The following is a 15,088-nucleotide window of genomic DNA, read 5'->3' as shown; positions in this document are numbered from 1 at the left end:
GATCGGTTAAAGGAGATGTCTTTATGTCATTGGGCAAACTTTCCAACTGTTCGCGCTGCGATGCCCTGTTCGTACAAACTGTCCGTGATATTTGTCCCAAATGCTATCAGGAAGTGGAAAAGGAATACGAAGAGTGCTATAAGTACCTCAGAAAACGTGAAAACCGGGGCGCCAACATACATCAGGTAAGCGAAGCAACAGGTGTCAGCGTAAAACAGATTACCAAATTTATTAAAGAAGGGCGTATCTCTATGGAGGGGAGCCCCAATCTTGGTTATCCGTGCGAAAGCTGCGGGTTCATCATCCGAAGCGGAAACCTTTGCGATTCCTGCGTTCGCAGTTTGCAGCACGACATTACCCAGCAAAGCGAAGTGGATCGCAGGCTGGAAGAGGAAAGACGGGAAAAGCTCGCTCAGGCGGTCTATCGAAGAAAGGCGAACCCTGGCGAATAGTTTTCAAAGAAAAAACCTAATCGACCAAAGGGAAATTGCCGATGATACTACTAAGAGATAGTATCGTCGGTTTTCTTTTTATCCTGCTTCACACGCGAAACGGCAGGAACGCGGAGACGAGTAGATCGCGAAGTTTTTCGGTTTGAGAGGATGGGTAACAGATGCGAATAAACGAACCTAATCGAACAGGCATGATCAACGCATACAGCAACACGGGAAAGGCTCCGGCGGCCAAGAATGGACGCATCCCGATGGGCAAGGACGAGGTGAACATTTCCACCGAAGCGCTGGAGATGCTGAAGCAGGTGGAAGACCCTCAGTCTCCTGAACGGAGAGAAAAAGTAAACAGCTTGAAGAAACAGGTGGAGGAGGGAACGTACAAGGTCCCGAGCGACAAGATCGCCGACAAGTTCCTCGCATTCTGGCGCAAGCTGTAGGGGCTGTAAGACCACTTGAGTGGAGGGAGCAGCATGACAAATTGGAGCAACCTCTACGAGCTGCTCGACAACTTGATCCAGCTGCATAAAGCGTTGCAGACGCTGGCGGTGCAAAAAAAAGAAGTCATCATCAAAGGCGACGTGGATCAGTTACTGGCTATCACCACGCAGGAGAAAAAGCTGATCAAGGCCGTAAATGCGACTGAAGACACGCGTCAAGCTCTGGTTGCCCAAATGTTTGCCGAACAAGGCATTCAGCGGGACAACGGAACCCTGGCTGAACTGATCAAGCTGACGACCAGCCCGGAAGAGAAGACCCGCTTGATGAAAGCCCGGGATGAATTGACACGGATTGTTTCCGAACTGCGAAAAGCGAACGAGTTGAATCAGCAGTTGCTGGAGCAGTCTCTTTCTTTTGTAAATATGACCCTGGATTTGCTTACAGACTCGCCGGAGGACGACTTTATCTACGGCAGGACAGCCAGGTCGGATGGGTATCGAAACCACGCACGGACGTTTTTTAACAAAAAGGCATGATGAAAATAAAGTAAAGAGGTGCCGATATGCGCTCTACCTTTCACGGAATAGAAGTAAGCAAGCGCGGATTGTTCGCTCAGCAATCTGCCTTGAACACGACTGGACACAACATATCAAACGCGAATACGGAAGGCTATACGCGTCAGAGAGCCAATATGCAGGCGACTACGGGGCTTCCGTACCCTGGTATGTTCGCAAACATCGAACCTGGGATATTGGGAACAGGGGTTAATGTCGTAAGTTTGCAACGATTGCGGGAAGAGTTCCTCGATGTGCAATTCAGAAATGAGAACAAGCGTGAAGGTTACTGGGAAGGTCGCCTGGAAACGTTGGAGAAGCTGGAAGGCATTATGAATGAGCCATCCGATACCGGACTTCAAAAGGTAATGGACCAAATGTGGCAGGCATGGCAGGATCTTGCCAAGGACCCGACAAACACGTCGGCACGAGCTGTCGTCAGGGAGCGCTCCAAGGCAGTTGCCGACACGTTTAACAGCTTGTACAAACATCTCGAAGAAGTGCAAAGGGATCTCAATAACGTCATAGGCGTCAAGGCTATGGAGATCAACTCTCTCGGAGAGCAGATCGCCAGTCTGAACCGTCAAATCGGAGATATCGTACCGCATGGCTATACGCCCAATGATCTCTATGACCAGCGAGACGTTCTGCTCGATAAGCTGTCCAAGCTGGTCGAAGTGAAAGTGACACCGGGTACGAACGGTATGGTGAACGTGACCGTTGAGGGCAGAGACTTTGTTAATGGGGCCCAGTCGCTGCCAGTCGCGACCCAACAGAATGCAACCGGGATGCTGGATATGACTCTTGACGGCGGCGTATTTGTGCCGACGACAGGGTATATGGCTGGTGTGTATGAATCCCGGAATCAAATCGTTCCCAATCTCATGAAGCGTTTGGATGTATTGGCCATCAACCTGACGAAAGAAATTAATGACGTCCACCGAAAAGGTGTCAGTCTGAACGATATCAAGAACGGAGGATCGCAAGACTTGCCGTTTTTTGTAGATGCTTCCACACCGGCGGGAGGGAAAGACTATCCAAAAGGAGCAGGGACGATAGCCATTAATCCGGCGATCCTGGCAAGCTTGGACGCGATTGCTGCCGCACAGCCGGAAACCGGAGGAAATGCGGCTGGAAACAACAAAAATGCGCTCGAAATTGCCGCTATCAAGTTCAAGGTGCTCCAACCGGGCCCTGGACCAAACGATTTGAAGGAAAGTTCCTCCTTGGACGATTATTACCGCTATACGATTGGGCAATTGGGAATCGACGCCCAAGAGGCAGTACGGAATCAACAGAATGCCGAAATGATTGTAGGTACGATCGACAACCAGCGCCAATCGGTATCTGGAGTATCAATCGACGATGAAATGGCCGAATTGGTGAAGTATCAGCACGCCTACAGCGCATCCGCGCGCGTTATGACAAGCATGGACGAAATTTTGGATAAAGTGATCAACGGAATGGGCCGAGTGGGCTTGTGATTCTGTACAGCTTAATTGAAATGAGGGAATAAACATGGCCTTGCGCGTCACGCAAAACATGCTGAACAACAACATGCTGCGCAATTTGCACAAATCGATGCTAAATATGGACAAGATGCAGCAGCAATTGGCATCGGGTCGGAAAATCAACCTTCCTTCCGACGATCCTGTAGTGGCGACCAGAGGAATGTTTTATCGTTCGTCACTGATGGAAAATGAGCAGTATCAGCGAAATGTCAATGAAGCGAGATCCTGGATGGATTTGACGGACAAGACACTGGATGAAGTGGGAAACGTCATGAAGCGTGTCAGCGAGCTGCTCGTGTATTCCGGCAACGGAGCGACTTCGCCGGATGATCTAAGAACGATGGGGGCAGAGATAGCGGAACTGAAAAAACACCTGGGTACGCTTGCAAACCAAACGATCAACGGCAAATATATCTTTGCAGGTACCGAAACGGACAAAGCTCCATACGACGAAACGGCAAACGGCGGAAAAGGCGACTTTACCAATAAAAACAGCTCGGAAGTGAATCTTGAGCTAAGTCAAAATGTATTTGCGGCCGCCAATATCAACGCGCAAAAAATCTTCAACTATCCGAATAACGGGGCAAACATGTTTAAAGTACTGGACAATATTATTGACGAGTTGAACGCTGGAAGATCAGTAACGCAGTTTCAGGATGAAATCGCTGATCAATACGACAATCTTCTTGCGGAACGGGCAACATTGGGAGCGCGTGTAAATCGAATCGAATTGATTGAAGAGCGCTTGAACACACAGGAAGTAAACGTAAAGGAATTAATGTCCAATAATGAGGATGCGAACATTGCCGAGGTCATCACCAATCTGAAAACGCAAGAAGGCGTTCATCGCTCTGCACTGGGGGCTGGTGCTCGGATCATTCAGCCGACATTGCTGGACTTCCTGCGTTAATCCGAGTGAAAGGAGGTTGAAGGGATGCAGCTTCCGCACATTCGGATGCAGAGCAGCTTTGTTCAGCTTGGATTGAACATCCGCAAGCCTGTCCAAGAGATCGAACAGCCTCGTGCCGAGATGAATTTGCGCCAGGAACCCGCAGAGCTTACCATCCAACAAGGACGAATGGAGCTGTCTCTCGACTCGAGCCAGGCTCGCAGCAACATCGGTATCATGACAAGCATGCAATTTAGCGACAGCAATGCTTCCTACGGAAAATCGAAGCTGATGGAAGCGATCGGCCAAATCAGCTATGAAGGCGATACCATGATGAAAATCGAGTCTCCGGCGAACGCGATTGCCGAGCTTGCTGTAGATAGGGGAATCTTGCTTAGAGACGGTTACACTCCTCCAGCAGCTTCCTTTGACGAGGGCGTGCAAGTGCAGTTTGAGAAGAAACCCGTTGTCATTGATGTGAAGAGAAACGGGATGCGAATGGACCCGGTTTTGAAACCGCCTGTCCATAAGTACACGCCCGGAAAAGTAGAGCCTTACATCCTGAGATGGCCAAGCTTGCAGATGGAAGCGGTAGGTATTTTCGTTGATCGAAGCGTATAAGCGAGGGACAGTTATGAATGCAAATCAACAGGTGGAATTGGGCAAACTGTTTTTTGAGGATGGAATTCCAGGGTTTGGGGATCTTCAGTTCTTCCTGCTGAAGCAGGAGGAAGAAAGCCCGTTTTTTTTGATCCAGTCTGCCGAAGAAGAAGAAATAGGGTTCTGGGTAATCAATCCCTTCGTCTTCTTCCCGGAGTATGAGTTTTCCCTGACAGAAGCAGCGAAAACAGCTCTGCACATCGATGAGGGTACCCCTGTCGGAGTGTTTGCCATTATTACCATGAGAGAAAAGCAGGTAACGGTCAATCTGAAAGCGCCAATCGTTGTCAATTTGGGAAAACGCATGGCTAGACAGGTGATCTTGCAAGATGACCGTTATTCCATTCGCCAGCCGTTGCTCGAACCCAGAGCGGCCGTGACAGAGTAGGTGGTGAGCCAATGCTCGTACTATCCCGCAAAAAAAATGAGTCGATCATGATCGGTGATACCATTGAACTAAAAGTGATCGCCGTAGAGGGCGAAACGGTCCGTATCGGGATTGAGGCCCCTCGAAATGTTGAGGTGTACCGTAAAGAAATATATGAGGCGATACAAGAAGAAAACAAATTGGCCACACAGCACCAAGCAGACTGGGCCAAAATGAAGGAAATGCTCAAGCGGACACAAGAGCCGGGTGATGATCAGTAAAACGATCATCACTTTTTTTCGTTTTTTGAAGAAAAAATTTGAAGAAAAAGTAGAAAAACGCTAAAGGTACTACAACCCTATTCCGATAATAGAATGTAGGGAAAAGGTCGCAAGCGCGCGATTGCGATGGATCCCAATTATTTGCAGCAGTCACAGGGACGTGACTGCCGAAAATCAAGGAGGAAACAGAAATGATTATCAACCACAATATTTCTGCAATGAACACTCATCGTCAACTGGGCGTAAACACTGGCTCTTTGGCGAAAAACGTTGAGAAGCTGTCTTCCGGCTACCGCATCAACCGTGCTGCTGACGACGCTGCTGGTCTCTCCATCTCCGAGCGTATGCGCGCACAAATCCGCGGTATGGAGCAAGCTTCCCGCAACTCTCAAGACGGTATCTCCCTGATCCAAACCGCTGAGGGCGCTCTGCAAACTGTAAACAACATGCTGGTTCGCATTAAAGAAATCGCTACTCAATCTGCGAACGGTACTTATGGCGACGATGCTGACCGCGCTCGTCTGCAAGAAGAGCTGGCTGAATTGAATAAAGAAATTACCAATATCCAAGACAATACCAAATTCAACGGAATTGATCTGTTGAACTCTACTGGAAGTGGAAAAATCAGCTTCCAAATCGGTGAAGGTTCTAAACAAACACTGGATCTCGACCTGAGCAAGTTTACTCTTAAAGGATCCGGTGGTGTTTCTGCAACTGTAGCTAAGTGGAGCATCGCTACTCAATCCGGCGCTCGTTCCGTACTTGCTGGAATTGAGGAAGTTATTAACAAAGTGAGTGCTGCCCGTTCCTACTTGGGTGCGAACCAAAACCGTTTGGAAAACACTATTAACAACCTGAACATCACATCTGAAAACTTGACTGCTGCTGAGTCCCGTATCCGCGACGTAGATATGGCGAAAGAGCAAATGCAGTTCACGAAGAACAACATTCTTACTCAAGCTTCTCAAGCAATGTTGGCTCAAGCTAACCAGCTGCCACAGGGCGTACTGCAATTGCTGCGCTAATAAACATCTTTACGTAAGAGAGAAACTCCCTCTACTGCCAAATGGCAATGGAGGGAGTTTCTCTGTTAACGGTCTTTTTTTCGTCTACTTCATAAAAAATAGATGCTTTTTATCCGATAATTATAAAGAAGACGGCATCGAACAGAATGGAGGAGCCAACTTGGAAGCTTGGATAGCCGAGAAATTGTTTGTATACGAGAATGACGAGTCAGGCATAGAGCAACTATTTGTTGATATTGACGTTTTTTTGGAAAAAAGCGATTCATTTCTAGACGCCGTCATTGTGGATGGGACAGAGGTTTTGGAAAACCATGAAGAATATATCTTATCCCATATTAACGATATTAAAAGAATTGATATTCTCCTTAAGTCGAATAAACAATTTATCCGGGAGCTGCACGCTTCTATTGACGAATATGTAACAAGAGCTTTACCAGAACTGGATAAGCTGGCGACTGAATTTTATCAGGGCACGACTGCTGATACATGGGGAAAAGTAGGGCAATTGATGGAAGCATTAGCCTGGATTCATCAAACGCTTCAATTTATTGTTTGGAAAGCTCCGTCATTCAAAACTGTTTACTCCGATTTCAGCTTGGAGGAAGAGTTGAGTATGTTTGAGCAAGCTTTGAAAGAAAAGGATTACGTTCTTGCGGGAGATATCATACAGTACGACATCATAACAAAAATACACAAATTGCAAGTTGCAAGTAAGAATGCGTTGGATGAAGAGGTAAATAAAAATGCGCTTAGTTGACAATATATCCTTTCTAAAAAAATACTTCCCATCGGTGTGGGAGGAGGTAAAAACGGTTGAAAACTCACCGGAACTAGAATCCTATTTAATAGAAGAAGCGAAAAACCATGAATTGACGATTTATATAAAATCCGAAGGCGATCTTCGTCATTATATTCATTCCAAATATAATCCCAAAAACGAAGCGGTCAAATTCCTCGAACAGTATGAGGTGAAAGATAATCAGCATGTTTTTTTTTACGGAATAGGATTGGGATACCATCTTAATGAGTTTCTAAGGAAATACCCGCAGGTTTCGTACAGTATTTATGAACCGTCCCCGTATATCTTTTATCAATATATGTCTAATAAGAGTTTGAAGGAGGAGCTGACAAGACTCCCGGAAAACATCTATGTAGAAGGAATACACTCAAGGCCGGCAAAATTTGCCAACGATTTTGTGAATCAGCAGCTAGGCGATGTGGAATTTATCTTTCACCCTGCATATGAGAAGGCTTTCACTGAAAAATACAAATTATTTATTGAAAGTTTTCTAAATGTCATTGCAGAGAAAAGGCATACTTATCACATTAATTTATTGTTTGAGAAAAGATGGGTACTTAATAGCTTAAAGAACCTTCCTTTTACCTTATCCACAAATAATATCTTCGAGAAAAAAACTTATTTCCAAGATAAACCTGTATTACTGGTGTCTGCAGGTCCCTCTTTGTCAGAGGAAATAGAGAACTTGCGCTACATCAAGCAAAATGGTCTTGCCTACATTTTTTCAGTCGGCTCTGCAATTAATTCGTTGATAGAACACGGTATTCACCCGGATGCGACTTGCAGTTTTGACCCTAAAGCAGAGAATGTGGTCGTTTTCCAGAAGATCATTGACCAAAATGTTGATAGTATCCCTCTTATTTTTGGCAGTACGGTTGGGTATGAATCGTTAGAACAATATCCAGGTCCTAAGATCCATATGTTAATTGATCAAGATACAACTGCACGATACTTATTAAAATCGGATCATGAAGAAAACTTATATTTCCTGAAAGATACACCGTCAATTGCTATCATTGTCTTGCAATTGCTCCATAAACTTAATTGCAGACAGGTCATTTTAGTTGGACAGAATTTTGCTTATAAAAATAATCGTATGTACGCTGAAGGCATTGAATATGAGTACCGTCCCTCAAACCTGACTGAGGAAGAAGAGAATGACGCAATCTTGGTGGAAGATGTTTTAGGCAAACAGGTATACACAAGTCCTGGGCTTAACAGGATGAGACTCTTAATGGAGATGTTCATCAAAGAAATAAAAGATATAGAGATCATAAACACTACAAAAGGTGGGGCCAATATAAACGGTACCCATTTTATTCCACTTGACGAAGTGATAAAAACAAAACTGACTGAACAAGTGGTTGATCGAGATTGGTTTATACATGAACAAACAAAAGCAGGTTATGACTTGGCTCACACGGAGAAACGGTTAAGACAATTAATTAGGGATGCCGAGGAGCTGCAAAAGTTACTGTCAAACTTAGAAAGTCTTTTGAAGAAAATGGCTAGAGAGGCCGATTTCGGGAATAGTTCAGGTTTGTTTTCCGTTTTTTCAAGATTTGATCGCGTCTTTAACGGTTTGGAGAAAAATAAATGTTATGATTTAATCATCAAGCACATGAATCGGGTTCGCATATCCATGATTGCAAAATTGCTTTCTGACTTACGCTTTGAACAGAATGAATTTGAGAAAGCTCGGAGGGTTAAGAAACAGTTTCCGCATTTTATACTGGAATGTAGTATTGATTTAATTGAAGTAAGAAAAGTTTTAGACCAACTTTTGGAAAGCGTTACATGCATTCGAGATGCTTCTGAAAACTTATTTCAACTAGAGCGGGTGAAAAAATGAGAGAAATTACGATAGGAAATAGGAAGGTTGGTCCAAATCATCCCCCTTTGGTTATAGCCGAAATTGGGATTAACCATGAAGGGAGCTTTGAAAAAGCTATTCAAATGGTTGATGATGCGTTTAAAGCAGGATGTGAGTGCGTAAAATTTCAGACGCATGTGGTCCATGACGAAATGGTTCCCAATAGTGTTATCCCTGGGAATGCTGAAGAGTCCATATGGGATATCATGAGTCGGTGCGCACTTACAAAAGAAGAGGAATATCGTTTAAAGGAATACACCGAGTCAAAAGGGATGATTTTTTTAAGTACACCATTTTCCAGGGCTGCTGCTGTTCAATTGGAAGAGATGGGGGTTGTAGCCTATAAAATAGGTTCAGGTGAGTGTAATAATTACCCTTTGGTGGAGCATATTGCTCGTTATCGAAAACCAATTATTTTAAGTACGGGCATGAATGATATCAAAAGCATCAAAAAATCAGTTGACATTCTGCGAAAGTATAATACACCGTATGCATTGTTGCATTGTACAAGTATATACCCTACTCCCTATGATAAAGTGCGATTAGGAGCTTTGGAAGAGTTAAGGGATACGTTTCCGGACGCAGTTTTAGGGTTATCGGACCACTCCTTATCCAATTACCCTTCTTTTGGAGCGGTAGCTTTGGGCGCAAGCATTCTTGAACGACACTTTACCTCGGATAAAAACTGGCCAGGGCCGGATATATCAATTTCCATGGATCCGAAGGAACTAAAGGAATTGATTGAAGGCAGTTTTGCTATCTTTCAAGCAATCGGAGGAAGAAAAGAAATATTGGAGGCGGAGCAGCCGACTATTAACTTCGCGTATGCCTGTGTAGTGGCATTACGTGATATCGAGGCTGGCGAAGCGTTCACGATGGAGAATATATGGGTGAAAAGACCGGGAACTGGTGAAATCAAAGCAGAGCATTTTCATAGCCTTTTAGGAAAAAAAGCAACAGCTTATATCAAAAAAGACGAGCAAGTTCGGTGGGCGTATATAAGTGAATAAAAAAATATTGTTTCTGACAGGTACACGCGCGGACTTTGGCAAGTTAAAATCACTCATTCGTGCCGTCGATGATTCTCCATTATTTGAATGCTCTATTTTCGCAACGGGAATGCATACCCTCTCACGGTATGGAAATACGGTTGAAGAAGTATATAAAGAAGGATATAAAAATATCCATACTTTTATGAATCAAATCCATGGAGAGCCCATGGATTTGGTTTTAGCCAATACTATTGGTGGATTGTCGCGCTTTATTCATGAAGATAAACCTGATCTGATTGTTGTTCACGGAGATCGAATAGAGGCTCTTGCAGGAGCCATTGTTGGTTCATTAAATAATATTTTGGTTGCCCACATTGAAGGTGGGGAGCTGTCAGGAACAATTGATGAATCTATTCGTCATTCTGTCTCGAAATTATCCCACCTTCATTTTGTAGCAAACAAGCAAGCGGCTGCTAGATTAGAACAACTTGGGGAAAAAACTGAAAACATATATGTCATTGGTTCACCTGATATTGATATTATGCTTTCAGACAAATTGCCGTCTCTTTCAGATGCGCAAAAACGTTACAATATTCATTTTGAAAGCTTCGGTATTGTTTTGTACCATCCCGTGACAACGGAAATCGAACACATGCGAGAATATGCGAGCCAGCTGGTGAGGGCATTAATTGACAGCGGTCATAACTATGTAGTCATTTATCCAAACAACGACATGGGTAGCAATGACATTTTAGCGGAATACAAGAAGCTGGAAAAAATTCCCCGGTTTAGAATTTTTCCATCTGTGCGGTTTGAATACTTCCTAACATTATTAAAGAATGCGCAGTTTATTATTGGTAATTCTAGCGCGGGTATTCATGAGGCTCCGGTATTTGGTTTGTCCACAATCAATATTGGTACCAGACAGCAAAACCGCTTCTTTCACAGCTCCATTTACCATGTTTCAAATGACTATAGCGAGATCATTCAAGCTACAAAGAATGTCTTGAATACGGTAAGGAGAGAGCCGTGTTTTAGTTTTGGTCTTGGTAATAGCACGGCGCTGTTCATGAAAGTCCTGGAGGAGGGGGCAATATGGCAGACTTCGAAGCAAAAGCATTTTCAGGAATTGCTGCCGAGATAGCGAAATCGAAGATCATGGCAATAATTCCAGCACGCGGCGGTTCAAAAGGAGTGCATCGAAAAAATGTTCGCCAAATTGCTGGAAAACCTCTCATAACTTACACGATCGATGCTGCTTTAGCATGTCCTTTGATCGATCGATGTATCGTAAGTACTGAGGACGAAGAGATCAAGCGGATTAGCCTAGACGCAGGAGCTGAAGTAATCAATCGCCCCCTGGAACTGGCAACCGACACGGCATTGTCAGAAGATGTTGTCCGTCATGTATTGAAGAATTGCATGATGAAAGGAGAACTACCAAAATATTTTGTACTCCTTCAACCAACCTCTCCGATGCGCAACGAAAAACATATTACGGATTGCATCGATTTTAGCCTGAAGGTTCATTCTCGATGCACGATCAGCGTTACAGAGGCAGAACATCATCCTTACAAGACTTTTTATGAGGAGAATGGAATCCTTGCTCCATTAAAAAACAGGCAGAGTTTAAGCAAGCCTAGACAGCAGCTGCCACGTGTCGTCCGACAAAATGGCGCCATCTATTTTATGGAGACGGTCGTTTTCTTGGAACAGAATTCATTTTTTGTTGATCCGGTACTGCCTTACTATATGGATGTAAATAGTAGTATAGATATAGACTCGGAGCGAGATTTTCTTTTTTGTGAAACGCTTATGAGTGGATCATCTATGACTAATGGATGATGGAAGAACCAATAGAGCGTTTATCTTAGATGATCTCTGTAGAGAATGTATATGGTGATTCCCAAAAAACAAAAAAGTCTGGTGACAATATGAACATCTTAATTCTTGGTGACTCTCTTGCACTTCCAAGACCGCATAGAATCAAAGAATTTGACCCTATAAATGAAAAAGAGCTTGCTGTACATTTTAAAGAGACTTATGGTTTTTTGCTTGAACAGCAACTCAGAACAGAGTATCCATCTGCTGATATCTCGGTAACAAACCGTGCACAGCGCTTCTCCACCATCAAAAATATTGCTCAACAGTTTTGGGATCATCTTTTCTATTTCGAACCAGATGTAATCGTTTTGCAGGTAGGAATCGTTGACTGTTGGTTCCGACAAGATTTAGATGGCAAGCAACTTGTTAACGCCGGAGAGTTTGATTTGTATTATCGAGAAATACTCAAATTATTAGAAAAACGCCCGGAAACAAAACTGATTGTAATTGGGATTTGTCCAACGTCGATGAAAATGGAGCAGAAATTTCCGGGATTGTTAGAGCAAATTTCTCTATATAACCAAATATTAAAAAACGGAGAAAACTTCCATCAGGTTTTTTTTGTGGATATGGAAACACATGTACTTCCTCATGCCCCTAATCATTTCCTGTTACCTGATGATCATCATTTAAACAAACAAGGTAACCAGTTAGTTAGTACATTGCTGCTCCCAAGAATAAAAGCGTTCTATGAAAATGTGAACGGTTGTCTACACTATGAAGCTGATATGACGGCAAGTTATCGTCATTTTCTCAAATCGTATGAGCTGTTTCCTTTTTATGGTGATAATTTGTACAATTTGATTTATCTTTCCTTTCAGATGGAAGATTGGGCCACCACGGCTGAGTTGATAAAATTTGTTCGCTTAAATCATATTCAACACCCTAATTTATTTAACCTAATTGAAATGATAAAGGAGCATATGAATAGATGACCACAGTAGGAATCATTGGATTGGGGCCGATGGGTCAAAGGTACATAGAGGCCGTCCAGCTTCTGGGTGATGTGAAAGTGGCGGTAATGGACCTAAAAGAAGAAGCTATTGAAGCATTGAAAGCTCGTTCTTTAGACTTTGAGATTTCATCATATACAAATCATCTTGACTTGCTAAAATCAGAGGTCTTAGATATCTTAATCATCGCAACAAATGGACCGAGCCATTATTCACTTTTTTTAGATGCAGTTGAATATGGTGTGAAAAGAATTATTTGTGAAAAGCCGATTGCAACCTCACTGTTTCAAGCTAGGGAAATGATCAGGATTGCCAAGGAGTCCGGAATACTGTTTGCTGTCAACCACGCAAAAAGATGGGCGGCTTGTTCTTATGAATTGAGGAAAAAGATTAGAGAAAACGTGATAGGCCCCGTGGAAAGTGTTATGTTTTCGATGGGCGGGGGTCAAATGGCATGTAATGGGACACATTACATTGATCTGGTTAGCTATTTATTGGATCAGAAGGTCGTACAGATATATGGCTTTTTAAACGACGAAGGTATTCCCAATCCTCGAGGGGAACAATTTAAAGATCCTGGCGGATACGCCATTCTACATTTTGAATCCGGTACACGAATGTTCTTTGAAATGACTGAGGATTTGGGTATTCCGCCCTTACTTGTGATAAATGGAAAATACGGACGGATTACTATGAATGATTTGAAAAAGACATATGTTTTAGAAGCTAGAACCATAGAAGATCGAGCCCTGCCGGTTACGAGATATGGGACAGAATTAAAAGTTATAGAGTCAGGGATTTTAGACAGAAATATTATTCAAAGTAGTTATGAGCTTATATTGAATATGCTGCAAGATAAACTTTTTGAAAATCCACAACACGCTGTAGCGGCTCTAGAGGTTATTATCGGAATACATGAGTCGCATCGTGCCGGGAATAAACCGATAACTTTGCCGCTGACAGATGAAGAAACCGTTTCTAGGCAGTACACGTTTACATAATAAAGGAGACGGATATGATAAGCCTTGGAATAATCGGAACGGGTGCTATCGCTCCCCATTACATGCAGGCAATCGACTGGTTAAATCAAAATCGCAAATATAGTATTCAGGTATGTGCAGCTGTGAACCGTACTCAGGAAAGCAACAGAAGGGCAAGTTATGAATTAGGGATACCTCGGACGTACACCGACGCAGGTGAAATGGTTGCAAGGGAAAAGCTGGATGGCATTATCATTTCTGTTCCCTCTGCCTCTATTTACTCTGCTACGATGAGCATGATCCCCTTTAAAATTCCTTTGCTTATTGAAAAGCCACCTGGCGTTACTATTAAACAAGCAAACGATCTGGCGGAGTCGGCGAGAAAATACAATACAAGCATTATGGTTGGCTTTAACCGACGTTTTTATAGCGTGGTACGACAAGCTCAAAACGTCATTGCAGAGGCCGGAGGGCTGCTAGGCATGAGAATGGACGTGTTCGAACGTTATCGCATGCTTCGAGAAAATCAATATCCTTCTGAAAAGTTGGAGTTGCTCTTCGAAGGTAATAGTATTCACTGCATAGATCTAATCCGCTATTATTGCGGAGATCCATTGAGGGTAAGTGCCTTTCTTAACAAAGAATCAGTAGAACCTTTTGATCATCGCTATTCTGCTTTAATAGTTTCCGATTCAAATATACCTGTAACCTTTCAAGCTTATTGGCATGCGCTCGGTAATTGGAACTATGAACTGTATATTCCAGATGGACGGATAACGTTTTCCAATTTGGAAGAGGCATGTGTTCAGTTTAGAAAACGAGAGTCTTTTCGCCTGGTTCCCGACGAAGCAGATCTAGCAGCTAAACCGGGATTTGTAGAGCAATTAACGTATTTCGTAAATGACGTAATAAGCAATCATCGATACTCAGCATATGAAGGCAAGATGTCTATTCACGATGCCGTGAATACAATCGCTCTGGTGGAGTCACTTCAGAATAATGGTCAAAATAATGAAAGAGGCGATAAAACTTTTTCTTAAAAAACCCGATAACAATGATAAGGAAGATATCCTAAGGAGGATTGTAAATGGACGTCGGTTCAATCCAAGGCTATGGTAAGGTAAAGTCGTATTCTGATACAACCTTGACCAACTCCAATACTCAGCCTGCAGACAAAACGCCACCGTTCCCAGATAAACAGCATAGTTTTGGCGAGATCGAATCGGAGATTTCAGGTATAAACAAGTGGTTGCAGACAACTAGCTCACACATTAAGTTTACACTTCACGAAGGCTTGAATGAATACTATGTTCAAGTCATTAACGACCAAACAAATGAGGTAATCAGAGAAATTCCATCTAAGAAAGTAATGGATATGGCAGCAAAAATACATGAGATGATCGGACTGCTTGTAGACGAGAAAAGGTAGG

18 protein-coding genes are annotated in these 15,088 nt (G+C 43.3%); all 18 read left to right on the top strand.

Features of this window, described 5'->3' with window-relative positions:
- Positions 1 to 23: 23 nt before the first annotated feature.
- The 18 genes from Q3F21_RS02290 to flaG all read left to right on the top strand — a co-directional run bounded on the left by Q3F21_RS02290 (position 24) and on the right by flaG (position 15,087).
- A complete protein-coding gene (locus tag Q3F21_RS02290; protein WP_340249759.1) occupies positions 24 to 452 on the top strand; it encodes a TIGR03826 family flagellar region protein in 429 nt (142 codons plus the stop codon).
- A 161-nt stretch (positions 453 to 613) separates the two neighbouring features.
- Positions 614 to 889, top strand: coding sequence for a flagellar biosynthesis anti-sigma factor FlgM (gene flgM, locus Q3F21_RS02285; protein WP_340249757.1), 276 nt, complete (start codon positions 614 to 616; stop codon positions 887 to 889).
- 33 nt (positions 890 to 922) lie between these two features.
- Positions 923 to 1,426, top strand: coding sequence for a flagellar protein FlgN (locus tag Q3F21_RS02280; RefSeq protein WP_340249755.1), 504 nt, complete (start codon positions 923 to 925; stop codon positions 1,424 to 1,426).
- A 26-nt stretch (positions 1,427 to 1,452) separates the two neighbouring features.
- Positions 1,453 to 2,928, top strand: a complete 1,476-nt coding sequence (flgK, locus tag Q3F21_RS02275) for a flagellar hook-associated protein FlgK (protein ID WP_340249753.1) — start codon at positions 1,453 to 1,455, stop codon at positions 2,926 to 2,928.
- 34 nt (positions 2,929 to 2,962) lie between these two features.
- Positions 2,963 to 3,865: a flagellar hook-associated protein FlgL gene (flgL, locus tag Q3F21_RS02270; RefSeq protein WP_340249751.1), complete on the top strand. Its 903-nt coding sequence runs from the start codon at positions 2,963 to 2,965 to the stop codon at positions 3,863 to 3,865.
- A 24-nt stretch (positions 3,866 to 3,889) separates the two neighbouring features.
- Positions 3,890 to 4,465, top strand: coding sequence for a DUF6470 family protein (locus Q3F21_RS02265; protein WP_340249749.1), 576 nt, complete (start codon positions 3,890 to 3,892; stop codon positions 4,463 to 4,465).
- Between the two features lie 13 nt (positions 4,466 to 4,478).
- Positions 4,479 to 4,892 carry a flagellar assembly protein FliW gene (gene fliW / locus Q3F21_RS02260; RefSeq protein WP_340249747.1) on the top strand — a complete coding sequence of 138 codons (414 nt, stop codon included), beginning with the start codon at positions 4,479 to 4,481 and terminating at the stop codon, positions 4,890 to 4,892.
- A gap of 11 nt (positions 4,893 to 4,903) precedes the next feature.
- The gene (csrA, locus tag Q3F21_RS02255) at positions 4,904 to 5,152 is read left to right on the top strand and encodes a carbon storage regulator CsrA (protein ID WP_340249745.1); all 249 of its coding nucleotides are present in this window, start codon (positions 4,904 to 4,906) and stop codon (positions 5,150 to 5,152) included.
- A 191-nt stretch (positions 5,153 to 5,343) separates the two neighbouring features.
- Positions 5,344 to 6,177 (top strand): flagellin, encoded by an 834-nt coding sequence (locus Q3F21_RS02250; protein ID WP_340249743.1) that lies wholly within the window; start codon positions 5,344 to 5,346, stop codon positions 6,175 to 6,177.
- A gap of 160 nt (positions 6,178 to 6,337) precedes the next feature.
- Entirely contained in the window at positions 6,338 to 6,934 is a 597-nt protein-coding gene (locus tag Q3F21_RS02245) for a hypothetical protein (RefSeq protein ID WP_340249741.1), read from the top strand.
- The gene (locus Q3F21_RS02240; RefSeq protein ID WP_340249739.1) at positions 6,921 to 8,828 is read left to right on the top strand and encodes a 6-hydroxymethylpterin diphosphokinase MptE-like protein; all 1,908 of its coding nucleotides are present in this window, start codon (positions 6,921 to 6,923) and stop codon (positions 8,826 to 8,828) included. The genes Q3F21_RS02245 and Q3F21_RS02240 overlap by 14 nt, the downstream gene beginning before the upstream one ends.
- Positions 8,825 to 9,859 (top strand): N-acetylneuraminate synthase family protein, encoded by a 1,035-nt coding sequence (locus Q3F21_RS02235; RefSeq protein ID WP_340249737.1) that lies wholly within the window; start codon positions 8,825 to 8,827, stop codon positions 9,857 to 9,859. The genes Q3F21_RS02240 and Q3F21_RS02235 overlap by 4 nt, the downstream gene beginning before the upstream one ends.
- Positions 9,852 to 10,985: a UDP-N-acetylglucosamine 2-epimerase gene (gene neuC, locus Q3F21_RS02230; RefSeq protein ID WP_340249735.1), complete on the top strand. Its 1,134-nt coding sequence runs from the start codon at positions 9,852 to 9,854 to the stop codon at positions 10,983 to 10,985. Before Q3F21_RS02235 ends, neuC begins: the two co-directional genes overlap by 8 nt.
- Positions 10,937 to 11,686 (top strand): acylneuraminate cytidylyltransferase family protein, encoded by a 750-nt coding sequence (locus tag Q3F21_RS02225; RefSeq protein ID WP_340249733.1) that lies wholly within the window; start codon positions 10,937 to 10,939, stop codon positions 11,684 to 11,686. The genes neuC and Q3F21_RS02225 overlap by 49 nt, the downstream gene beginning before the upstream one ends.
- 29 nt (positions 11,687 to 11,715) lie before the next feature.
- The gene (locus Q3F21_RS02220) at positions 11,716 to 12,660 is read left to right on the top strand and encodes an SGNH/GDSL hydrolase family protein (RefSeq protein WP_340249731.1); all 945 of its coding nucleotides are present in this window, start codon (positions 11,716 to 11,718) and stop codon (positions 12,658 to 12,660) included.
- Positions 12,657 to 13,679, top strand: coding sequence for a Gfo/Idh/MocA family protein (locus Q3F21_RS02215; RefSeq protein ID WP_340249729.1), 1,023 nt, complete (start codon positions 12,657 to 12,659; stop codon positions 13,677 to 13,679). Before Q3F21_RS02220 ends, Q3F21_RS02215 begins: the two co-directional genes overlap by 4 nt.
- A 14-nt stretch (positions 13,680 to 13,693) precedes the next feature.
- On the top strand, positions 13,694 to 14,698 hold the full coding sequence (locus tag Q3F21_RS02210; protein ID WP_340249727.1) for a Gfo/Idh/MocA family protein: 1,005 nt from the start codon (positions 13,694 to 13,696) through the stop codon (positions 14,696 to 14,698).
- Positions 14,699 to 14,745: 47 nt separating this feature from the next.
- The gene (gene flaG, locus Q3F21_RS02205; RefSeq protein ID WP_340249725.1) at positions 14,746 to 15,087 is read left to right on the top strand and encodes a flagellar protein FlaG; all 342 of its coding nucleotides are present in this window, start codon (positions 14,746 to 14,748) and stop codon (positions 15,085 to 15,087) included.
- Position 15,088 lies beyond the last annotated feature (1 nt).

Source organism: Brevibacillus borstelensis, assembly GCF_037834415.1.
Classification (GTDB): Bacteria; Bacillota; Bacilli; order Brevibacillales; family Brevibacillaceae; genus Brevibacillus; species Brevibacillus borstelensis_A.
This window is presented reverse-complemented; position numbering and strand designations above follow the sequence as displayed.